At 69.5% G+C, this 21,488-nt stretch carries 20 protein-coding genes; 10 read left to right on the top strand and 10 right to left on the bottom strand.

Going from position 1 to position 21,488, the window contains the following annotated elements:
* Positions 1-10 precede the first annotated feature (10 nt).
* Together ACIBI9_RS62960 and ACIBI9_RS62955 are read left to right on the top strand one after the other, a co-directional pair.
* The gene (locus tag ACIBI9_RS62960) at positions 11-889 is read left to right on the top strand and encodes a sigma-70 family RNA polymerase sigma factor (RefSeq protein ID WP_397237898.1); all 879 of its coding nucleotides are present in this window, start codon (positions 11-13) and stop codon (positions 887-889) included.
* Positions 890-1,109: 220 nt separating this feature from the next.
* Positions 1,110-1,856 (top strand): hypothetical protein, encoded by a 747-nt coding sequence (locus ACIBI9_RS62955; RefSeq protein ID WP_397237896.1) that lies wholly within the window; start codon positions 1,110-1,112, stop codon positions 1,854-1,856.
* On the opposite strand, the gene ACIBI9_RS62950 is transcribed toward ACIBI9_RS62955, so the two are convergent.
* On the bottom strand, positions 1,853-3,013 hold the full coding sequence (locus ACIBI9_RS62950; protein ID WP_397237894.1) for an alpha/beta hydrolase family protein: 1,161 nt from the start codon (positions 3,011-3,013) through the stop codon (positions 1,853-1,855). The two genes, ACIBI9_RS62955 and ACIBI9_RS62950, sit on opposite strands and share 4 nt — an antisense overlap.
* 132 nt (positions 3,014-3,145) lie before the next feature.
* Here ACIBI9_RS62950 and ACIBI9_RS62945 point away from each other — a divergent pair, with 132 nt between their 5' ends.
* A complete protein-coding gene (locus ACIBI9_RS62945; protein ID WP_397237892.1) occupies positions 3,146-4,339 on the top strand; it encodes a sensor histidine kinase in 1,194 nt (397 codons plus the stop codon).
* Entirely contained in the window at positions 4,336-5,031 is a 696-nt protein-coding gene (locus ACIBI9_RS62940) for a response regulator (RefSeq protein ID WP_397237890.1), read from the top strand. The genes ACIBI9_RS62945 and ACIBI9_RS62940 overlap by 4 nt, the downstream gene beginning before the upstream one ends.
* Here ACIBI9_RS62940 and ACIBI9_RS62935 read toward each other — a convergent pair.
* Positions 5,012-6,517, bottom strand: coding sequence for an ATP-binding protein (locus ACIBI9_RS62935; RefSeq protein WP_397237888.1), 1,506 nt, complete (start codon positions 6,515-6,517; stop codon positions 5,012-5,014). The two genes, ACIBI9_RS62940 and ACIBI9_RS62935, sit on opposite strands and share 20 nt — an antisense overlap.
* A 52-nt stretch (positions 6,518-6,569) precedes the next feature.
* Here ACIBI9_RS62935 and sppA point away from each other — a divergent pair, with 52 nt between their 5' ends.
* Entirely contained in the window at positions 6,570-8,267 is a 1,698-nt protein-coding gene (gene sppA / locus ACIBI9_RS62930; protein WP_397237886.1) for a signal peptide peptidase SppA, read from the top strand.
* A 4-nt stretch (positions 8,268-8,271) separates the two neighbouring features.
* Here the strand turns inward: sppA and ACIBI9_RS62925 are convergent, their stop codons facing one another.
* The 5 genes from ACIBI9_RS62925 to ACIBI9_RS62905 are packed head-to-tail and all read right to left on the bottom strand — an operon-like array spanning position 8,272 to position 12,187.
* Positions 8,272-8,754: a flavin reductase family protein gene (locus ACIBI9_RS62925; protein WP_397237884.1), complete on the bottom strand. Its 483-nt coding sequence runs from the start codon at positions 8,752-8,754 to the stop codon at positions 8,272-8,274.
* A gap of 59 nt (positions 8,755-8,813) precedes the next feature.
* Positions 8,814-9,749 carry an ABC transporter substrate-binding protein gene (locus tag ACIBI9_RS62920; protein WP_397237882.1) on the bottom strand — a complete coding sequence of 312 codons (936 nt, stop codon included), beginning with the start codon at positions 9,747-9,749 and terminating at the stop codon, positions 8,814-8,816.
* Between the two features lie 38 nt (positions 9,750-9,787).
* Positions 9,788-10,480, bottom strand: coding sequence for an ABC transporter permease (locus ACIBI9_RS62915; protein WP_397237880.1), 693 nt, complete (start codon positions 10,478-10,480; stop codon positions 9,788-9,790).
* Positions 10,477-11,157 (bottom strand): ABC transporter permease, encoded by a 681-nt coding sequence (locus ACIBI9_RS62910; RefSeq protein WP_397237878.1) that lies wholly within the window; start codon positions 11,155-11,157, stop codon positions 10,477-10,479. The genes ACIBI9_RS62915 and ACIBI9_RS62910 overlap by 4 nt, the downstream gene beginning before the upstream one ends.
* Positions 11,150-12,187 carry an ABC transporter ATP-binding protein gene (locus ACIBI9_RS62905; protein WP_397237876.1) on the bottom strand — a complete coding sequence of 346 codons (1,038 nt, stop codon included), beginning with the start codon at positions 12,185-12,187 and terminating at the stop codon, positions 11,150-11,152. The genes ACIBI9_RS62910 and ACIBI9_RS62905 overlap by 8 nt, the downstream gene beginning before the upstream one ends.
* 326 nt (positions 12,188-12,513) lie before the next feature.
* On the opposite strand from ACIBI9_RS62905, the gene ACIBI9_RS62900 reads away from it, so the two are divergent.
* Entirely contained in the window at positions 12,514-14,343 is a 1,830-nt protein-coding gene (locus ACIBI9_RS62900) for a hypothetical protein (protein WP_397237874.1), read from the top strand.
* A gap of 83 nt (positions 14,344-14,426) precedes the next feature.
* Here ACIBI9_RS62900 and ACIBI9_RS62895 read toward each other — a convergent pair whose 3' ends face one another.
* Complete coding sequence (locus tag ACIBI9_RS62895) at positions 14,427-14,903, bottom strand: iron chaperone (RefSeq protein ID WP_397237872.1); 477 nt, start codon at positions 14,901-14,903, stop codon at positions 14,427-14,429.
* Between the two features lie 83 nt (positions 14,904-14,986).
* Positions 14,987-15,442 (bottom strand): carboxymuconolactone decarboxylase family protein, encoded by a 456-nt coding sequence (locus ACIBI9_RS62890; RefSeq protein ID WP_397237870.1) that lies wholly within the window; start codon positions 15,440-15,442, stop codon positions 14,987-14,989.
* A gap of 186 nt (positions 15,443-15,628) precedes the next feature.
* On the opposite strand from ACIBI9_RS62890, the gene ACIBI9_RS62885 reads away from it, so the two are divergent.
* The gene (locus ACIBI9_RS62885; protein ID WP_397237868.1) at positions 15,629-18,106 is read left to right on the top strand and encodes a tetratricopeptide repeat protein; all 2,478 of its coding nucleotides are present in this window, start codon (positions 15,629-15,631) and stop codon (positions 18,104-18,106) included.
* A 62-nt stretch (positions 18,107-18,168) separates the two neighbouring features.
* Here the strand turns inward: ACIBI9_RS62885 and ACIBI9_RS62880 are convergent, their stop codons facing one another.
* A complete protein-coding gene (locus tag ACIBI9_RS62880) occupies positions 18,169-18,774 on the bottom strand; it encodes a TetR/AcrR family transcriptional regulator (protein ID WP_397237866.1) in 606 nt (201 codons plus the stop codon).
* 74 nt (positions 18,775-18,848) lie between these two features.
* Here ACIBI9_RS62880 and ACIBI9_RS62875 point away from each other — a divergent pair, with 74 nt between their 5' ends.
* From ACIBI9_RS62875 to ACIBI9_RS62865, 3 genes are all read left to right on the top strand, one after another.
* The gene (locus ACIBI9_RS62875; protein WP_397237864.1) at positions 18,849-19,256 is read left to right on the top strand and encodes a RidA family protein; all 408 of its coding nucleotides are present in this window, start codon (positions 18,849-18,851) and stop codon (positions 19,254-19,256) included.
* Between the two features lie 399 nt (positions 19,257-19,655).
* The gene (locus tag ACIBI9_RS62870; RefSeq protein ID WP_397237862.1) at positions 19,656-20,927 is read left to right on the top strand and encodes an ATP/GTP-binding protein; all 1,272 of its coding nucleotides are present in this window, start codon (positions 19,656-19,658) and stop codon (positions 20,925-20,927) included.
* Positions 20,928-21,037: 110 nt separating this feature from the next.
* Positions 21,038-21,397: an RloB family protein gene (locus ACIBI9_RS62865; RefSeq protein ID WP_397237860.1), complete on the top strand. Its 360-nt coding sequence runs from the start codon at positions 21,038-21,040 to the stop codon at positions 21,395-21,397.
* Positions 21,398-21,488: the final 91 nt, after the last annotated feature.

Raw genomic sequence — 21,488 nt, 5'->3', positions numbered from 1 at the left:
AGGTAACAACATGTCCGAGACCAGCCCGAGGGACCCGGTGGCCGAGACGTTCGAGGCCGAGCGCGACCGGCTGCGCGCGGTCGCCTACCGCATGCTCGGATCGCATGCCGATGCCGAGGACGCCGTCCAGGAGGCCTGGTTGCGGCTCTCCCGCCAGGACGCGGCGACCATCCACAACCTCGCCGGCTGGCTGACCACGGTGGTCGGCCGGATCAGCCTCGACGTCCTGCGGTCGCGCCAGACCCGCCCTGAGGCGTCCTATGACGCCCGGCTGCCCGCGCTCGTCGTGACGGTCGACGACGGTCCTGCGCCGGAGGACGACGTGGCGCTCGCCGACTCGGTCGGGCTCGCGCTCCTGGTCGTCCTGGAGTCGCTAGGGCCGAGCGAACGGCTGGCGTTCGTGCTGCACGACCTGTTCGCGGTGCCGTTCGAGGAGATCGGCCAGATCCTCGGCAAGTCCACCGACGCCACCAAGATGCTCGCCAGCCGCGCCCGCAGGAAGGTCCAGGCGACAGACCGGCCGGCGGTCGTCGGGCGGGAGCAGCGAGAGGTGGTCCAGGCTTTCCTGACGGCGGCTCGCAGCGGCGACTTCGAGGGGCTGCTGCGCGTGCTCGACCCCGAGGTGAGGCTGACCGTCGACAGCCCCCATGGTGAGATCGTCGTCCTGGGCGCCACCAAGGTCGCCGCGGGCGCGCGGCTGTCCTCCGGAGCAGCCACGCAGGGGAAGGCGGTGCTGGTCAACGGCCTTCCCGGGATCGTGGCGTGGCGCGAGGACGGCACCCCGCTCTCGGTCATCGCGTTCACGGTCGTCGACGGCCGGATCGCGGGGATCGCGGTCGTGACCGACCCTGCCAGGCTCGCCTCGATGGACCTGCCGGATCCGGAGTGAGTCACTGCCCGAGCTTCCCCGATGACGATCTGGGCGCATTCGATCTGCGTCTGAGGCCGCCTCGAAGTCGCTGTCCCCCGGACGGCCCGGCCGATAGAGTCCACGCGTGCGTTGATCTTCCGTGCGGCGGCCACGTACCGCCGCGGACGGTGCGGGCGACCCTGGCAGGCGGGGCCGCCCCGGCAGGCATTCCCCCGTCACGACCTCGCCGGAGATCACCATGCCCGCTCAACCACCTCTCACCTACCACGCGTTCGTCGAGCTCGCCACCGCCGACCCCGCCGTCGTCGGGCTTGTCCTCAAGGGCTCCCGCGCCCACGACGGCATGATCACCGAGCACTCCGACCACGACCTGTACGTCGTCCTCGCCGACGGCGCGGCAACGGATCTCACCCGGTTCGCCGGCCACCGCTCCCCCGAACTCGATCTCGTCATCATCACGCTGTCCGAGTTCCGTACGACCGGGATGCCCGGCTTCGAGCGTTACGCCCTCGCCCGCGCCCGGATCGTGCTCGACCGGCTCGGCGGAGGCATCGCCCGGATCCTGGCCGCCAAGGCACGGCTCGACGCCGATGAGACGTTCCGGGACTCCGGCGAATGGCTCGACGCCTATGCCAACTCCCTCTACCGCTCCGTCAAGAACGACCGTGACGGGCATTCGCTCGCCGCCCGCCTCGACGCCGCCGACAGCGTCAGATTCCTGCTGGAGCTGCTCTTCGCTCTCGACCGTCGCCCCCGCCCGTACAACAAGTACCTGGAGTGGGAGCTCGCCCGGCACCCGCTGCCCGGCTGGGACACCGGCCTGCTGCTGGACGCCGTACGCCGCATCTCGGGAACGGGCGACGTACAGCTGCAACGGCGTCTCTTCGCCCAGGTCGAGGCGGCGGCCCGACGCGCCGGGCACGGCGCGGTGCTGGACGCGTGGGGCGCGGACCTCGACCTGATGCGACCGCAGCAGGGTCCCTAGCTTGCCCCGCCCACCGACTTGACCTCCGGGTAGCGCGACGCCGGGTCGTTCAGGAGAGGCTGTGGCTTGCGCCGCAGGTGCAGGTCGTAGAAGGCCGCGACGATCCCGCGCGTGATCTCCAGGGATCGCGTGGCGGGCAGGTCGGCGCCGTCGTCGATGCCGAGTTGCTCGGAGAGCCCGGAGATGTCGGTGAAGGAGGCGTGCTCGGTGCCCGTCACCACGAACCACCGCTTCCAGCCGGTGAGGTTCGGCCAGGACTGGTCCCAGGAGGGGTCCTTGCCCGGGCTGTGCTTCGCCTCGGCCCCGAGGAGCAGGTACGGCTTGGCCAGCCCGCTGCCGGGGACCGGGACGACGGCGGTGCCGTCGATGTTCATCCCGGCGCGCAGCCGGGAGTCCTTCAGCAGGGCGGCCACGGAGCTCGCGCCTCCCACGGAGTGGCCGCCCATGGCGATCCTGGATCGGTCGATCAGCTTGGGGTATTTGGCCAGCAGCGAGTCAAGGACGAAGCTGACATCGGCCGCCCGGATCTGCCCGATCTTGGCCCAGAACGCCGGAGTCTTCGGCTCGATCTCGCACGCGACGCACTGGGTGACCCTCCCGTCGGGGAAGCTCGTGGCGACGTTCTCGTACGTGTGCCCGATGACGGCCACCGCGTAGCCCCGGCTGGCCAGGTCCTCGGCCAGGCCGGTGAGCGAGTAGCGGGGCTTGGTGAAGCCCGGGGAGAGGACCACGAGGGGCAGCCGGCCCTTGGCCGGCCTGGCGTCCTCGACGGCGTCGATCCGCGTCTTGCTGAGCAGGTCGCCCGGTACGCCGGAAGCGCCCGCCTCCTTCAGCGTGAGCTCTGACTCCTTGACCGTCATGTACGGCGCCCGCGCCCCACCGGACTTGGCCGCCGGGTACCAGAGCGAGACCATGAGCTCCCGCGCCTTCATGCTGGGCACCCAGGGATCGGGGCGGGAGGTGTCCTTGAGGTGGAGGGAGGTCAGGCCGACCGGCAGCTTGCCCGTCGGCTTGGGGATGCGCAGAGCGGTCGGCGGCTCGGTGGCGACGCCGGGCAGGCGGTTCGTGACCGCGGCCTCGGAGGTGGACGCCCAGGAGGCGGCGGCCGGCAGGGCGAGGAGTACGGCGAGGGCAAGCCGCCCGATTCGGTGACTCATGGGCCTCGACGCTAGGGCCGGGCGATCTCCGCCCGCGTCGGCCGCGACGACGACATCGGCGGCGGGGTCATCCTCGAGATGTACTCCGCTCCGCCGATACCGCCCATACGCCATGAACAGGACAATGTGCGGGTGTCACTGATCAGAAGGCGATGGCGTGCGGAGCACAGGCCCTCGCGTCGCGCGCTCCTGTTCGACGTCCTCCTCGCGGTCGCCTTGACCGTGCTGGCCATGGTGGTGGCAGTGTCCTCCGGGGACGCCGTCCTCAGCGTCGAACCCCTGCGGCTGCCTCCCCCGCCCAGGCCCGTTCTGCCCGCCCACAGTGACGCGGTCGATCCCGGCCTGCTCTTCGCGGTGGCGCTGACGGCGCTGCCGCTGGCCGTACGGCGGCTGTATCCGTTGACCGCCTTCTGGGTCGTGCTGCTCGCCGCCCTGGCCACCGATGACGAGGCGACCTGGGTCACCGTGGCGACCTGCGCCATCGCCGCCTACGGAGCGGTCGCCTACAGCCGCAACCGGCTGGTGGCGCTGGGCGGTCTGGTGCTGGCCACCGTACTGGCGGGGATGGCCTTCAAGGATGCCGTGGCGGGGTTGCCGAGCTGGCTCGGGCCGTTCGTGGTGCTGCTCAGTGCGGGGGTCATGGCGAGCTTCGTACGGATCTGGCGGCAGCAGCTCGCCGAGCGTGACGAGAGGCTCCGCCGGGCCGTACAGGTGGAGCGCTCGCGCATCGCCGGCGAACTGCACGACGTCGTCACCCACAATGTGAACGTGATGGTGATCCAGGCGGGGGCGGCGCGCAAGGTGATGGACACCGCGCCGGAGCGGGCCAAGCAGGCCATGCTCGCGGTGGAGAGCAGCGGCAGGGCCGCCATGGCCGAGCTCCGCCATGTCATGGGCCTGCTGGCCGCCTCCGGCAGCGGGTCCGACCTTCTCGAACCGCAGCCGGGCCTCGACCAGCTCGACTCGCTCATCGAGCGCGTGCGCGCGGCCGGGGTCCCGGTCAGCGCCGAGATCAGTACGCCGGAGGGTCCGGTGCCGCCCGGGGTGGGCCTGGCCGTCTACCGCGTCGTTCAGGAGGCTCTCACCAACACGATCAAGCACGCGGGCGGCGCCGCCGCGTCGGTGGCGATCAGTCACTCCGGCGACTGGCTGGACATCGAGGTCGCCGACCATGGGGGCGCTCCCTCGGCGCGTGCGGGGGGCGGCCAGGGCCGGGGGCTGATCGGGCTGCGCGAACGGCTGGCGCTCTACGACGGGACCCTGGAGGCGGGGCCGCGCAGCGGCGGAGGCTTCGTGACGAGGGCGCGCCTGCGATGGACGTCATGAACGAGGCGCCGCGCGTGGTCATCGCCGACGACCAGGCGCTCGTACGCAGCGGGTTCGGGATGATCCTGGTCGCCGACGGGATCGAGGTGGTCGCCGAGGCCGCCGACGGCGTCGAGGCGGTCGCCGCCGTCCGGCGGACCCGGCCCGATCTCGTCCTCATGGACGTACGGATGCCGCGCATGGACGGCATCGAGGCCACCCGCCAGATCCTTTCCGGCGGCACGGACGGGACCCGCGTCCTCATCCTGACCACCTACGACCTCGACCACTACGTCTACGCGGCGCTCACCGCCGGGGCCAGCGGCTTCCTGCTCAAGGACGTCTCCCCCGAGCACCTGGTGGCCGCGGTGCGCCTGGTGCGCACCGGGGACGCGCTGCTCGCGCCCGCGATCACCCGCCGCCTGATCGAGCGCTTCGCCCGCCGCGACGAGCCCGCTCACCGTCGCGTCCACGACGACCTGTCGCAGCTGACCCCGCGCGAACTGGAGGTCCTGCGCCTGCTCGCGACCGGCATGAGCAACGCCGAGCTCGCCGACCGCCTGGTGCTGAGCCCGACGACGGTCAAGACGCACGTCGCGCGCATCCTGTCAAAGCTGGAGCTCCGCGACCGCGTCCAGGCCGTCGTCCTCGCCTACGAGACCGGCCTGGTCACCCCGACCACACCGGGTCCGGTCACGCGTAAAGCTCCTTGAGGCCGACCAGGCGGACGCCCTCGGGGATGTCGTCGTGGAACCCGGCTCCGCTGTAGCAGGCCAGCACCGTGTCCCTCGTGTCGTAGCCCTTCACCGACAGCAGGTCCCGAGCCCGCCGCAGCCGGTCCACGTGCCCAGCGGTCATCACCTTGTCCCACTTGGCCTCCCCCAAGGACAGGATCCGCTGCGGACGCCCGGGTTCCTCCTGAGCGAGAACCGCCACGTCGACCTGGATCTGCGTCCGGTTGTGCGGGTCGGCCACCACCCCGGCGGCCACCCTGCCGGGCAGTTCGCGGAACACCTCCTCTTCCGCGAACATCGCCCACTCCCTGCAGAGGGCTTCGAAGTGCGGCCCGACCACTTGCGACAGGAAAGTGGCACGCGAATTGCTCCAGGCGGCCTCGGGCCGTCCGCGCTCCAGCCGGGTCCACTCGCGGCGCATCACCGCCTCGTAGAAAACGATCAACGGCTCGCAGCTCCGGTAGAGGGACCTCCCCTTCCTGAACGCGTCCTCTTCACGGGCGATCAGCTGCGAGTCCTCCAAGACCGAAAGCGGGTGCCCGATGTCCGTGGATTTGCGTCCTATGTGATTCGCGATGCCGCCACGCGTGGCGTTCCCCGATGCGATGGCCCCCAGCACCGCGTGGTAGATGGCGGTGTCGCGGATGTCCGTCTCCTCCGTCAGCAGGTAGCGGGCCTCGCGATACAGCGGGACCTCCGGATTGAGCACAGTACGCGCCACCCAGGCGTCGAAGTCCTCCACCGACTCAGGGACGTCTCCGGCCACGAACTCCCGCCGATACGCCGGGGTGCCTCCTACGATGGAGTGGACCAGCACCGCGAGGCGCGGATCCTTGATGTCCCAGAATCTGGCAGATGCGCGGTAGTCCAGCGGTTTGACCACGAGCTCCAAGCTGGCCCGCCCCCGCAGGGGCGCGTTGCCCGCGAGGAGGCGGCCCATCACCCCCAGTGCCGAACCGCATAGCAGCAGGCGCGTTTTCCCTTGTCTCGCGTATCCCCTGGGATCGAGGGCGTGCTGGATCAGCGAGGGAAGCGAAGGCGAGGCCTTGCTCAGATAAGGGAACTCGTCGATCACGATGAGCCCCTCAGGAACGAGGGCGAACAGCCGCGCCAGAGCCTCATGCCAGTTGGTGAATGTGAATCGCCCGCCTGCGCCGCTGGTCTGCGCCGCCAAGGCTTCGCCGAAACGAGCCAGCGCCTCGGTGTCCGTTTCGTCAGTGGCGGCGAAGAAGAACCCGCCGAATTCCTGGACCAAGGCATCGAGCAGGTAGGTCTTGCCTTGCCGACGCCTCCCGCTCACAATGCCGAGCCTCACGTCAGGGCTGGGCGACGTGGCGAATCTGATCAAGCTCGCCCATTCGCGATCACGGTCGAAGACATGGGAGGGCTTGGCCGCCGCAGGCTTAGCGATCGAACTCACGATATAACCATACACCTTAGGTGCATGCAGCTTAGATGTATACACCTTAGCTGTACATCTCTAAGCGGATCCGTATTAGGTCGCTTAGGGTGTCTTCATGGAGGCAGGAAAGGCGATCTTCGAAACCGTCGAAAAGCTTCGCCAGCGGCGCACGGCCCCGCTGGTGCTGGAGCTCGATCTCACAGAGGGCCTCACCGAGGGCCCGCCGGCGGACCCGCTCGCCGCGGTGCTGTCCATGCGTAAGACGCGCCTGTCCGACGTCCTGTCCGGGCTGAAGCGCGCCAGGCAGGACTCCAGGGTCAAGGCGCTGGTGGTCAAGATCGGGGGTAACCCGCTGGGCCTGGCCATGGTGCAGGAGCTGCGCCAGGCGGTGATCCAGTTCAGGGCGTCGGGCAAGCTGGCCGTCGCGTTCGCGGAGACGTTCGGGGAGTTCGGCGGCGGCACGGTGCCGTACTACCTGGCCACCGCGTTCGAGCGCGTCTACCTGCAGCCGAGTGGCGACGTCGGGCTGACCGGGGTGGCGCTGGAGCAGCGCTTCGTCAAGGGGGCCCTGACGAAGCTGGGTGTCGGGTACGAGGCCGGGCAGCGGCACGAGTACAAGACCGCCGTCAACACCTTCACCCAGGACCACATGACCGAGCCGCACCGCGAGTCCATGGGCCGCATCGTCGAGTCGGTCACCGAGAGCCTCAGCGCGGGCATCGCCGACGGGCGCCGGCTCGACCCGGGCAAGGTGCGGGAGCTGATCGACCGCGGCCCGTTCACCGCCTCCGAGGCGCTGGAGGCCGGGCTGGTCGACGGGCTGGCGTACCGGGACGAGGTGTACGACGAGGTCAAGCAGGCGGCGGGCGACGACTCGCACCTGCTGTACGTGTCCAGGTACGCCAGGGGCGCGGCAGTGAAGAAGCTGCCGCACCCGACGGCGGACGGGATCGCGCTCATCCACGGCACCGGCATGATCAGGACCGGTCGCAGCGGGCGCAGCCCGCTCGGCGGCGGCGGGGCGATGGGCTCCGACACGATCAGCGCCGCCTTCCGCGCGGCCCGGCGGGACGAGCACGTCAAGGCCGTGGTGTTCCGGGTGGACAGCCCCGGCGGCTCGTACGTGGCCTCCGACACGGTGTGGCGCGAGGTGACCCTCACGCGCAAGGTCAAGCCGGTGATCGTCTCGATGGGCGACCTGGCGGCGTCGGGCGGCTACTTCGTGGCGATGGCCGCCGACGTGATCGTGGCCCAGCCCGGCACGCTGACGGGCTCGATCGGCGTGTACGGCGGCAAGCCGGTCGTCGCGGAAATGCTCGAAAAAATCGGCATAAATTCGGAAATGGTGGCGTCCGGGGCTAACGCTGGAATGTTCTCCACGTCTCGCGGTTTCTCCCCCGAGCAATGGGAACGCGTCAACGCCTGGCTCGACCGTATTTACGATGACTTCGTGGGCAAGGTCGCCGCGAGCCGCGATCTGACCCGGGAGCGCGCGCACGAGCTGGCCCGCGGCCGCGTATGGACCGGCGCCGACGCGCACGCCAGCGGTCTCGTGGACGAGCTGGGCGGCCTGGAGGACGCACTGGTCCTGGCCAGGAAGCGGGCCGGCCTCCCCGACGACGCCCCCGTACGCGCCTACCCCCGGCTCAACCCGCTGGAGCGGCTGCGCGGGCCGGACTCCAGCGAGGACAAGTCCGCCGCCCTGGCCCGCATCCGCCTGGACGCGTGGGGACCCCTCGCCCGCCTGTCCGCCGAGCTCGGCCTGCCCGCCGCGGGCCCGCTGCTTCTCCCCACGTGGTACGTGATCCGCTGAGCGCTCACGATCCGACCGGGCGATAGCGGGAGCGGAGCCGTACCAGAGGCTGGAGAGAGGCCTCGACGTAGGGGACCGCGAGGACGGTGGCGATGAAGAGGGTGTGATCCCCGGCCGGGACCACTTTGGTGGTCTCGGCCTCCAGGGCGGCCACCCCGCCCTCCACCACCAGCGCGTCCGAGTGCGTTCCCCGGTGATGTGGGGTGCCCGCCAGCAGCAGGCGGGCGCTGGGCCGCCCGGCGGTGGCGAAGCGGCTGGCGATGGCCGCCTGGCCGGACGACAGGAGCGAGGCCGCCCAGCGGTCCTGCCGGAGCAGGACCTCGTTGAGGTAGCCACCGCTGGCCAGGCTCACCAGGAGAAGCGGGGGCTCCAGCGAGACGGACATCAGCGCCGACACCGTGGTACCCAGGTCGTCGCGCCCATCGCGTACGGTCACCACGGCCACCCCGGCCGCGAGCTGCGCCATCGCCTCCGTGAACTCGCTCACGGCACGAACCTAGCGGGTGAGGGCCCCCGGACGGCGGGGACCCTCACCGGAAAACCGCGTCAGCCGAGGCCGTTGGCGGTCAGCCATTCCTTGGCCACGGTGCCGGGCTCGTCCTTGTTGACGGAGATCTTCTGCATCATGTCCAGGAGGGACTGCGTGGTGAGCTTCGCCGAGACGGCGTTCAGCGTGGTCTTGATCGTGTCGTTCGCGGCAGCCTTGTTGAGCAGCGGCGTCACGTTCTGGGCGGGGAAGATGTTCTTGGGGTCCTGCAGCGGCACCAGGTTGTTGGCCGTCATCTTGGGGTCGGTGGTGAACACGTTGCCGACCTGGATCGTGCCGTCCTTGATCGCGTCAGCGGTGGTCGGGCCCGTCGGCTTCCACTGCTTGAACTCGATGCCGTAGACCTCCTTGAACCGTGCCTCCCACCGCTTCTTGAACTCGGGCGGGCCGCCGACGACGAAGGTCTTGGAGACCTTGGCCAGGTCCTCCATGGTGTTCAGCGACTGCTTGGTCTGGGTGTCCTTGCTGATGGACAGGCTGTCTTTGTCCTCGGCCGGGGAGGAGTCGAGCACCTCGAGCTCGGCGGGGAGCTTCTCCTTCAGCGCGGCGTTGACCTCGTCGGTGGTCGCGGCCGTGTTCTTGAGGTCGACGAAGGCCAGCAGGTTGCCGTTGTACTCGGGCACGATGGTCAGGCCACCGCTCTTGACCTGGTCGAACACGACCTCGCGGCTGCCGATGCGCGGCTTCTCCTCGACCTGCACGCCCTTGGCCTGCAGCGCCTGGGTGTAGATCGACCCGAGCAGCACGCTCTCGTCGAAGTCGAAGGATCCGACGACGGCCTTGCCCCCGCCCCCGCTCGAAGCCGAACCGCTGGGGGCCGCGCTCGTGGTGTCGAGCGGGTTGCCTCCAGTGTTGCCACCGCCGCCACCGCCACAGGCGGCCAGCGCGAGCATCGCCGAAACGAACACCCCGGCGATGCCGTACTTGCGTCCCATCTTGCTTTTCCCTTCTAAGCGGGAGGTAATACAGGAGACTATCGGACCTTCAGCCGCTGGCTCACTCCCGGGGAGACCGTCACCCTCTGGGCGAGCGTGAACAATATCTGGACCAGCAGGGCAAACAGCACAATCAGTACTGAACCGCCGACGACGCTCGCGTAATCCTTGGTCGCGAAACCGTCGATCACGAACCGCCCCAGACCGCCGAGCCCGGTGTACGCGGCGACGGTGGTGGTGGCCACGACCTGGATCGCCGACAGCCGGCATCCCAGCAGGATCAGCGGCAGCGCGACCGGGACGAGCACCCGCCCGAGCACCTGCCCGCCGCGCAGCCCCATCCCGTACGCGGCGTCGCGCAGCTCGGGATCGACCCCCTTGATGCCCTCGTAGGTGTTCACCAGGATCGGCGGCACCGACAGCAGCACCAGCGGGATGATCACCGGCCAGCTCGAGGCCGTGCCCAGCAGCAGCACGAACATCACCAGCAGGCCCAGCGTGGGCAGCGCCCTGGCCAGGTTCGCGGTGACGGCGACCAGCACCTCGCCCCGGCCCGTGTGGCCGATCAGCAGCCCGAGCGGCACCGCGACCAGCACGGCCAGGGCCAGGGCCAGGGCCGAGAACTCCAGGTGTTCCAGCAGGCGCATGGGGATGCCGTCGGGGCCGGACCAGTTGGCGCCGTTGCCGAAGAAGTCGGCCAGCCAGCCGAAGAACGCGGTGAGCCAGCTCACGATCCCTGCCCCCTTCGGGCCCGTACCCATGGAGTGAGCAGCCGCTGCGCCAGCACCAGCAGCCCGTCGGCGACCAGCGCCAGCGCCACGATCAGCACGATCCCGACGATCACCGGCGGCATGAACGGGTTCTGGTACGCCCGCGTGAACAGCCCGCCGAGCCCGCCCTGCCCGATCAGCGCACCCACGCTGACCAGGCTGATGCTGGAGACCGCCACCACCCGCAGCCCCGCCAGAACCACCGGAACGGCGATCGGCAGTTCGACCGCGAGCAGCCTGCGCAGCGGCGTGAACCCCATCGCGATCGCCGACTGCCGCACGTGGTCGGGCACCGAGCCGAGCCCGTCCACGACGGACGGGATCAGCACGGCCATGCCGTAGAAGGTCAGCGGGATGATCACCGTGGTCTGCGACAGCCCGGTCACCGAGATCAGCAGCATGAAGACCGGCAGCGAGGGGAGCGCGTAGACGACGTTCATGAAGCCGGCGGTCGGCTGGTAGAGCCAGCGCCAGCGCACGCAGGCCAGCCCCAGCGGCAGCGCGACGACCAGCGCGAACAGGATCGGCACGAGGGACATGGTCAGGTGGTCCAGGAGCAGGTTCTTGATGCTGTCGACCCGGCCGGTGTCCCAGTTACGCCCGATCCATTCCCATATGGAAGGAGGGCCGTCAGCCATCAGCCGCCTCCGCGAGCGCCTTGTCCAGCGTCTCCCTGGTGGCCACGCCGACGACCTTGCCCTGCTCGTCCACGGCCACCGCGCAACCGGACGGCGACAGCAGCGCCGCGTCGAGGGCCGTGCGCATGGAGTCGCGCCCGTACACGAACGTCCCGTACGGCTCCAGCTCGTCGGGCCGCTCCCGGGAGACCCACCCGGTCGGCCTGCCGTCCTCCACGACCAGCCGCCACGGCTCGTCCGCGGCGTCGGTCAGGTCGGTACGCAGCCGCAGCCCACCCGTCGAGATGAACTGCAGCCGCCGGATCCCCCGGTCGTGCCCGAGGAACTCCTTCACGAAGTCGTCGGCCGGCTCCGACAGCAGCGTCTTGGGAGCGGCGAGCTGCGCCAGCTTGCCGCCCACCCGCAGCACCGCCACGCGGTCGCCCAGCTTGATGGCCTCGTCGATGTCGTGCGTGACGAACACGATGGTCTTGTTCAGCTCGGACTGGAGCCTGAGCAGCTCGTCCTGCAGGCTCGTACGCACGATGGGGTCGACCGCGCTGAACGGCTCGTCCATGAGCAGCACGGGCGGGTCGGCGGCCAGCGCCCTGGCCACACCCACGCGCTGCTGCTGCCCGCCCGAGAGCTGGAAGGGGTAGCGACCGGCCAGCGCCGGGTCGAGGCCGACCCGTTCGAGCAGCTCCATGGCCCTGTCTCGGGCCTTTTTCCGGTCCCAGCCGAGCAGGTACGGGACGGTGGCGATGTTGTCGACGATCTTGCGGTGCGGGAACAGGCCGGCCTGCTGGATGACGTACCCGATGCCGCGCCGCAGCGTCGGCGGGTCGATGCCCTGAACCGGCGTGCCGTCGAGGAGGATCTGGCCCTCGGAGGCGTCGATCATCCGGTTGATCATCCGGAGTGACGTGGTTTTCCCGCAGCCCGAGGGGCCGACGAGCACGGTGATCTCTCCCGTGGGCGCCTCGAGGTCGAGACGGTCCACGGCGACCGTTCCGTCTGGGTAGCGTTTGGTGACAGCGTCGAATGTGATCACGCGCGAACTCTCGCTTCAGGCTTCTGTGGCAGGGGTCGCAGCCCCCGTGCCACGACCGCCGCATGATCTATCGCAGCACAGACTACGGCGATCCGGACCACCGTGTCGTCTCCGGATCCAGCTGAAACGCTTCAGTTAAGCTGGATATTTACCCCAAATCTGGAAGTGGTAGTGCGCCGGACCGTGGTGTGTTGGCATGATTACCTCCACGAACTTCTGACCTATACCTCCACAAAGTCCTGACGAGTACCCCGCACGAAAATCACGAACTTCAGCCCCGCACCCCTCACCCTCAGCGTCCGCTCACAGCAAGAGGATCCGGCCCCGTGTCTCAGCCGCTCACCGATCAGCGCCGACGCGCCGAGTTGATCGCAGAGCTCTACGACCGCCATGCCGCTGGGCTGTTCGCGTATTGCGCTGATCAGCTCGGCGACCTAGGCTCCGCGTCCGACGTACTGGTGACCTTGTTCTCCAGCGTCGCCGGCGTTCCCTCCGCCGCCGAGGCGCCTCGCGCCGCTCTCTACGCGTTCGCCCGCCGCCAGATCCACCGGCGGGACATCGTCTACGCGCCCCCCATGGTCGATCCGCTGATCGACCCGGCGACCGCCCTCGTCGAGCGCACCTTCCGCGAGCTGCGACCACACCAGCGCGAGGTGCTGGTGCTGTGCGCGGTCTGCGGGATGAGCAAGGCGGAACTGGCGTGGGTACTCGACGTCGCCCCCGACACCGCCGAGGAACTGGCGGTCGGAGCGGCCCACCACTTCCGGCACGCGTTGGTGACGGCACTGTCCTCCACGGGGGTTCGCGTGCCCAAGCCGGTGGCGGACGTGTACGGCGCCCTGGGCGTGGCCCCGCTCGCCGACATCATCGGCCGCCTCCCGTGGGCGCAGCCGCCCGGAGCCCTCCGCATCCACTTCGCGGGCTCCCGTTCCGCCAGCCCCGGCCCTCTCTTCGTCAAGCCGCGCTGGCCCAGCCCGCCGATGTGGCCCCAGCCCCTGGCGGACGCCGACCCGGCGACCAGCACCGTCCTCTTCCCGGCCGAGCTGCTGACGCCGCCGTCGCCGTCGCACGTGCCAGAGCACGCCGCCACCACGGCCCCGATGCCCAAGCTGAACAACTCCCCGGAGTCCGCACCGCGCCGCGGAGAAGTCCCGACCTCACACGTTCCCTTCGGAGAAGCCCCGACCTCAACGCCACGCTCGTTCTTCGGAGACGGCCGGAGCTCGACTCCGGGCTCCTTCTTCGGAGACGGCACGGCCTCGACCGCCCGCTCCCCCCTCAGGGACCCGTTGGCCTCCGCCCAGCGTCTGCACGATCCGCTGGGTCCCACTCCGTCTCTCAGAGATCCTCTGGCGGCGGTGGACGGCGCACGGCCCGACCAGCCCGGCACACCACAGACAGCTCCACCCTTCGCAGGGAGGACCCCAGTGCCGCCCCACATCCATCCGTTCTTCCAGGACCCGCCCGACGAGCCTTTCGGCGGTCTGGAACCCTTCGCGACCGGCGACGTGATCTTACCCAGGGGCACCCCTGAGCCCTTCGCGACCGGCGACGTGATCCTGCCCAGAGATCTCCCGAGACCGTTCTCGGACGACGACGACGGCGACATCCTGGCCCCCAGAGACCCGCACCCCGACGTACTGGTGCACAAGGGCCCCGCACGTCCCCTCCAGCAGCCACCGCGGACGAACGAGCCGGCCCGCGACGCGGCGCCCCTCTTCCGCCCCCGCCCCAAGTCCTCCAGGCGCACCAAGGCCGCCAAGCCCTCCGAGCCGGCCAGGCGCACCCCCAAGCCGGCCGAACCCATGAGGCCCGCCGAACCGGTCTACCGCCTGCCCCTGTACGACAAGGCGCCCCCGAAGCCCCCCACCCTCCCCAAGCCCTCTTCGTCGAACAGGAGGACCCCGGCTCCACCCGACGAGGACCCCCAAGGGGCCTTTGCCTCGCTGGCCCCGGAGCCTTCCCTCCTGGCCCCACGCCCGGTCCGCCCCCGTCCGGTGCCCAAGAAGCGCCCGGCGTACACGGCCCGGCCAGAGAAGATCCGCCGGCGCAAGGACCGGCACTTCGACTGGGCCTGGGAGGTCGTCGGGTTCCTGATCTGCGTGGCGATCGCCATGATCGTCTTCTTCTCGATGCCCGCGTTCCTCCACCCGTGACGCACATCACATGCGCCGGCGACTACCGGGGCGGCCAGTGGGCGTGACCAGCACGCCCCGCGCCGGCGCGGCAAGGGGAGTCCTCAGCTCGCCGCCTGCTTCACGAGGGCGCTGATCCTCGCCTCGCTGTCGGCGGTCAGCTCCGTCAGCGCGAAGGCGGTCGGCCACATGGTGCCGTCGTCGAGGTTCGCCGGGTCGTTGAAGCCGAGGGTCGAGTACCTCGTCTTGAACTTCTGCGAGGGCTGGAAGAAGCAGACGATCTTGCCGTCCTTGGCGTAGGCGGGCTGCCCGTACCAGAGCTTCGGGGACAGGGACGGGGCGTCGGCCTTGATGATGGCGTGGATGCGCTCGGCGATGACCCGGTCCGCTTCCGCCATCTCGGCGATCTTCTCGAGCACGTCCCGCTCCGCGTCGGCGGCCTTGCTCGCGCCCGAACCGCGGCGCGCGGCCTTCTTCAGCTCCTGGGCGTGCTCCTTCATCGCGGCTCGCTCGTCGTCGGTGAACCCGTCGAACTTGTTCTCGGCCGCGGTGCCCTTGGTGGTCTTCTTCGTCTCGCTCATGGTGGGAATCTCCTTGTCTGCGAATCATCTGTCTTACGAGGCGGCGGCGGGTCAGTGTATGCCGCCCGGGAACCGGCGCCTTTCTACCCCCATGCGCCGGCGATCTGCCGGGTGGTGGCGTTGAGCCGGTTGAACATGTTGGTGACGCCGATCATCAGCACGATCGCGGCCAGCTGCTTCTCGTCGAAGTAGGTGGCGGCGGTGTCCCAGACCTCGTCGTTGACCGCGTCGGCGCGGTCGGCCAGCCGGGTAGCGGCCTCGGCCAGCGCGAGCGCCGCGCGCTCCTCATCGGTGAAGTACGGGGTCTCCCGCCAGGCGGCGACCGTGGCCAGCTTGTCCTCGCTCACACCGGCCTTGCGGGACGTCTTGACGCCGCCGTCCACGCAGGCGCTGCAGCCGTTGATCTGGCTGACCCGCAGGTGCACCAGCTCCAGCGTCTGCCCCTCCACCCCACCGGAGTGCACGGCCTTGAAGATCTCCTGGATGGGCTGCATCGCGCCGGACAGGATGACGGCGGGGTTCTGCATACGAGGCTGCATCGGGTTTCTCCTCTTTCAGGTCTGCGCCCCGTTCCCTCGGGGGCGTGACTCCATGACAGCCCGTGGAGGGCTACGATGACGACGTCGATGGGACACTCTGGGACAGTTGAAACGCCTCTGACCAGCGATGACCGTCCTCGAGAAGTTTCCGCAGGTGTGGGACAGAAAGACAGGGGAACGGTGGCTGTGCACCAGAAGGCAGCGAAGACCGACCCGAAGGACGAGCTGGCCGCCCGCCTGCGCCTGCTCCAGGAGCTGTCGGAGCGCGGCGTGCGGGCCCTGGCCCGGGACGCCGGACTCAGCTCGTCGTCGCTGTCGCGCTACCTCAGCGGCCAGACGCTGCCGCCCTGGCCCGCAGTGGTCGCCCTCTGCCGCCTCCTCAAACGCGACCCCCGCCCGCTGCGCCCCCTGTGGGAACGGGCCTCCAACCCCCTGCCGTCGCCCCCGAAGACCAGCCGCCAGGTCCAGCCCCCGTCGCCACCCTCGGGAGCTCCGCGCCCGCCCCGCAACGACCTGCCGCGCGACGTGCCCGACTTCACCGGACGCGAAGCCCAGCTCGCCGCCGTGCTCGCCGGGGTGGACAGCAGCCGGGTGGTCGCCGTCGACGGCATGGCGGGCGTCGGCAAGACCTGCCTGGCGGTGCACGCCGCCCACCGGCTCGCCGCCGACTACCCCGACGCCCAGCTCTATCTGGACCTGCACGGGTTCACCGCCGGGCGGGAGCCGCTCGGTCCCGACCCCGCGCTGCGGGCCCTGCTCGCCGCCCTCGACGTCCCCTCGGAGAAGATCCCACAGGAGGGCGGCATCGAGCCGCTGGCCGCCTGCTGGCGCTCCGAGCTCGCCCACCGGCGGGCCGTCGTGGTCCTCGACAACGTCGCCGACGCCGACCAGGTCCGCCCGCTGCTGCCGGGCGCCGGCCCCTCCGTGGCCCTGATCACCAGCCGCAACCGGCTGCTGGGCCTGGACGAGGTGCCCCCGGTGTCGCTGGACGTGCTGACCCCGCAGGAGAGCGCCGAGCTGCTGGCCCGCGCCAGCGGCGACCCAGGCGGGCCCGACAGCCGGCTGGCCCGCGACCCCGAGTCCGCCGCTGAGGTGGTACGGCTGTGCGGCCACCTGCCGCTGGCCCTGCGGCTGGCCGCGGCCCGGCTGCGGCACCGGCCGGGCTGGACCGTGGGCATCCTCGTCGAGCGGATGGCGGAGGGGGCCACCGAGTTCGACACGGCGTTCGCCATGTCCGTACGGCAACTGGACCGGACGCAGCGCCGCTTCTTCCGGTTGCTGGGCCTGATGCCCGGCTCCACCTTCGACGAGTACGTGGCGGCGGCGCTGGCGGACATACCGCTGCGCAGCGCCCGGGCGATGCTGGAGGACCTGCTCGACGCCCACCTGGTCCAGCAGCCGGCGGCCGGCCGCTACCGCCTGCACGACCTGGTGCGCCAGCACGCGCGCCGGGCCGCCACCGAGCAGGACTCACCGGCGGAGCTGGAACAGGCGCTGGGCCGGGTGCTCGACTACTACGTGCACGCGGCGGCCGCCGGTGACGCCGCGATGTCGTACCTGTCCCCCAACAGGGAGGTCTCCGCGGGTCGGCCTCCGGCCGAGCTGCCACAGTTCGCCAACAAGCACGCGGCCCTCTACTGGTTCGCCACGGAGTACACCAACCTGATGGCCGTCTTCGAGGCGGCCGTCGCGGCCGGAGCCGACGTGCACGTGTGCGAGCTGCCGCGCTTCATGCGGGCGTTCTTCGCGCGGCGCTGCGGCACGACGCATCTCAACGTCCTGTTCGAGCGGTCGCTGGTGGCCGCGCAGCGCCTGGGCGATCCGGTGCAGCTGGCCGAGGCGCACAGCGACCTGGGCTTCGCCCGCTACAACGCGGGCCGGATGGCGGAGGCGGACGCCGCGTACGAGGCGGCGGCACCGCTGGTGTCCCAGACCGGGGACACCAGGTCGGAGGCCGAACTGACCATGCGCCGCGGCTACCTGAGGTGGGACGAGGGCTACGTCGAGGAGCCGCTCGACCTGTTCCGGCTGGCGGGCAAGCTGTACGCGGACGCCGACTGCCCGATGGGCACGGCCCATGCGACCGCGTACGAGGCGTGGGCGATGCTGCAGTTGGGACACCGCGAGGAGGCGGCGCGGCTGGCCCAAGCGGCGCTGGACATGCCGCACGCCGACCCCGCCTGGCCGCCCACGCTGACGGCCAGGATCACCCTCGGCGTGGCCATCGCCCCCGAGGCACCCGGCGAGGCGCTGGAGCACCTGGAGCAGGCGCTGACGCTGGCCCGCGAGGACGGCCACAAGCACAACGAGGCGTGGTGCCTCAACTGCATGGGCGTCGCCCTGCGGCAGATGGGCCGCTACGAGGAGGCGCTCGCGAGCCATCGGCAGGCGTTCGCGCTGCTGGACGAGCTGTTCGAGGAACATTGGAAGATCCATTTCCTCAACGGCTATGCCGAGACCTGCCGGCTGGCCGGTCTGCCCGAGGAGGCCCTGCGCCTGCACCGGCAGGCGCTGGAGCTGGCCCCGAAGCTGGGCTACCGGTACGCGGAGGGCCTGGCCCACGAGGGGATCGCCGCCGTCCTCGACGAGACCGACCCGCCCACGGCCGCCGAACATCGGGCGGCCGGACAGGCCATCCTGCAGGAGCTCAAACCAGGCACCTGACGCGACCGGTCTCTCATGCCCGGGTGGGAGTCCTGGGCGCGGCTCGAAGCGGCGATCAGAGGTCAGGGCCGCCAGCCGCGTTCGACTGACCGGCGGCACCGTTCGGGGTCGTCGCCTGCGCTGGTGAACAGGGCGATCAGCAGCGGTACGCCCTGGGCCAGCGACTGGCGGGGCAGGGGGCCGGTCGCGACCAGTGACGCCAGTCCATGCCCGATGATCCAGCTCCGCGTGGCCAGTTCCAGCGGGTCGGTGCCGTCGCGAAAGCGGCCGACGGCCGTGGCCCGTTCAACGGCCCGGACCAGACAGTGCAGGGTGTCGTCCGCGGCCGCGGCGTCCTCGAGTTCGAACCCGGCGTCGAACATGACCCGGTAGAGATCAGGACCGGCCATGGCGTTGGACAGGTATGCGGCGCCGAGAGCGGCCAGATCCCGTACCGGATCCCTCGTCGGCGCGACCGCGGCGAGGCGGGCGGCCAGGCGGGTGAAGCCTTCCTGCCGCATCGCCGTCCACAGGCCGTCCATGCCGCCGAAGTACGTGTAGACGGCCATGGTCGACACCCCGGTTCCGGCCACCAGGGAGCGGAGCGTGACCGGCTGCCGGGCGGCGAGCATCTGCGCGGCCCGGTCGATGAGCAGGGAACGGACCGCCGGGTCCTTGATCCTCACCATGGCACCACAATACATAGCTTTGCTATGTTTTCGGGGAGTACCGAACATGCTGTGCCGAAACGCAAGGAGCGGACATGACCGTGACGCTGGTCAACCCCGACGGGCTGCCGAAACCCGAGGTCTACCGCCAGTTGTCGATCGCGACCGGGTCGAAGCTGGTGTTCCTGGCGGGCCAGGTGGCCCGCGACGCCCAGGGCCGGCCGGTCGGTGAGGGGGATCTGGCCGCTCAGGTCGAGCAGGCTTACCTCAATATCGGCACGGCCCTGGCCGGGGTCGGTGGATCCTTCGACGATGTGGCCAAGCTGACCGTCTACGTCGTCGACTGGACACCCGACAAGATGCCGCTGCTCGGCGAGGGGGTCGCCCGGGCGGCGGCGAAGCTGGGCGTCGACCCGGTCAAGCCGATCACGCTGCTGGGCGTCGCGGCGCTGGGGGAACCCGATCTGCTGGTCGAGGTCGAGGCCACTGCCGTCCTCGACTGAGTGGCGTCGGCGGCGAAGACCCCGATGTCGTCGGTGGCGATGAGCTGCATCGGCTTGTCCGGTTTGACCGGCAGCGCCAGGAGCCGCTGGACGGGGTGAAGCACAGCCGGCGCGTACGGGGTTCGATGGCCGAATGCCAGACGTTGACAGCGCGTTTGTGCTCGGAGTTCCAGCCGGTGCGCCACCAGAAGCAGTAGCGGCTACGAATGAGTGGCGGATCGTAGCGATAATCCGTCCGGCTGGCTGGCTGGGTCCGGCTTCGACTCCGACCCTCCAGCTGCGCATCCCGCCTCTACCCTGGCATCTGCTGGAGGGGCGTCATAGGCTGTTCCATGCAGGCTCTGTGCACCAAAACGTAGATGACAGGGCAGAGAGCTTTGTCTCGGCAGGAGGTCCAGGGTGCTGATCCGCTTCCGGATGGCCAACCACCGGTCGATCCGCGACGAGTACGAGCTGTCTCTGATCGCAACCGAATTCGATGAGGGTACGGGACGCAGGACGGGCCTCAGGTACCGGGGACAGGATGTTTCGGCGCAACCCGTCGTGGGTGTATTCGGAGCCAACGCGTCGGGGAAGTCCAACCTGCTCGGCGGATTCGGGCTCATGCGTGACGCGGTGCGAGATTCTTTCGCGGACTGGGCCAAGTTGCCGGAGGTGGTTCCTCGGCAGCCCTTCAAGCTCGATTCCGCGTCCCGCGAGGGGACGAGCCTGTTCGAGGTGGACCTTGTACTGGGCCGGGATCCCATCCGCTACACCTATGGCTTTGAGCTGTCGGATGAGCGGGTGGAGGCGGAGTGGCTGCATGCATATCCGCATGGCCGCCGCAATATCTGGTTTGACCGGGAGGCGGAGCGTCCTGAGTCGGAAGGCGGAGAGTTCATCTTCAGAGGAGAGGGGTTCAGGGGAGAACGGGAATCCCTGGTAAAACTGACCCGCCCGAACGCTCTCTTCTTGTCCGTCGGTGCGACTCTCAACGATCCTCAGTTGTCAGCGTTGCACAGGTGGTTCATCAACAACCTATGGCTGGTGACGCCGGAAAGAGATCTCAGTGCACGCGTGCACTGGACCAAGCAAATCCTGACTCACCAAGATAATGCGGGGCACCATCAGCGAATCGTGCAGATGCTGCAGTCAGCCGACTTGGGAGTCACCCGCCTTGACACGGACCCTGATACCGGTGACATCAGGCTTTGGCACCGTACACCGGATGGTGGAGAGCTGCCGCTGGACTTCCAAACGGAAGAGTCTCTAGGCACCCATGCCTGGTTCGCCTTCCTGGGCCCCATGCTCACCGTGCTGGACCAGGGATCAGTCCTGCTGGTGGACGAATTGGATTCGAGTCTGCACCCTGCACTCGCGGCCGAGGTCGTGCGCGTCTTCCAAGATCCCGCATCCAATCCACGCGGTGCGCAACTCATTTTCACCACCCACGACGCAACCTTGCTGGGCAGCGAAGTACTCGACCGCCCGCTCAAACGTGATCAGGTATGGATCATCGCAAAGCGGCGCTCAGGCGAGACGGAACTATACCCGCTGACAGACGCCAAGCCTCGAAAGGGGGAGAACCTCGAACGAGGTTACCTGCGAGGTCGATATGGCGGGGTGCCACGAGTGACCGCAGGAGAGATTGTCCGCGAACTGTCCCGGCAAGAAGCGAAGGCCACGGCGTGAGCAGGAGGACGGGAAAGGAGCAGGAACAGGGCAGGCGAAGGAGACGCGGACGTCTGGAAGACGAACGTCCGCTGGCGCCACGCTCCAGCAGCCGTCCTCGAGACGTACGAGTGCTGTATGTGGCCTGCGAGGGTGAATCCACAGAACCGGACTATCTGCAGTATCTGAATGAGCAGTTCGGGGATGGCGACGACCAGGGCAGGCAGCCTTTCCGAATTCAGCCGGTCTGTCGCCGGAATGGGCTGACGCCTTCCGAAGTCGTGGAAGCCGCGCACCGAAAGGCTGCCGGCGAGGACGAGGCGTGGGCTCTTTTCGATCGTGACCAGTGGGAGGACATCCCGCAGGCGGTCAAGACGGCCGCGGAGGCTGGGATCGAGCTCGCATTTTCACACCCGTCATTTGACCTGTGGCTCCTGCTGCACTTTCAGCCATTCGGAGGAGCTCAGGGCGGCAGCAGCAAGCTCGTGTGAGGTTCCCCCAGTAGCACGGACACCCGAGGTGAGGTCACTCAGTGGTGTCTGAGGGCCGGTAGAAGCTCTCGAACGTGACGGGACTATGCAT

The sequence above is a fragment of the Nonomuraea sp. NPDC050451 genome (genome assembly GCF_044458585.1).
This window is presented reverse-complemented; position numbering and strand designations above follow the sequence as displayed.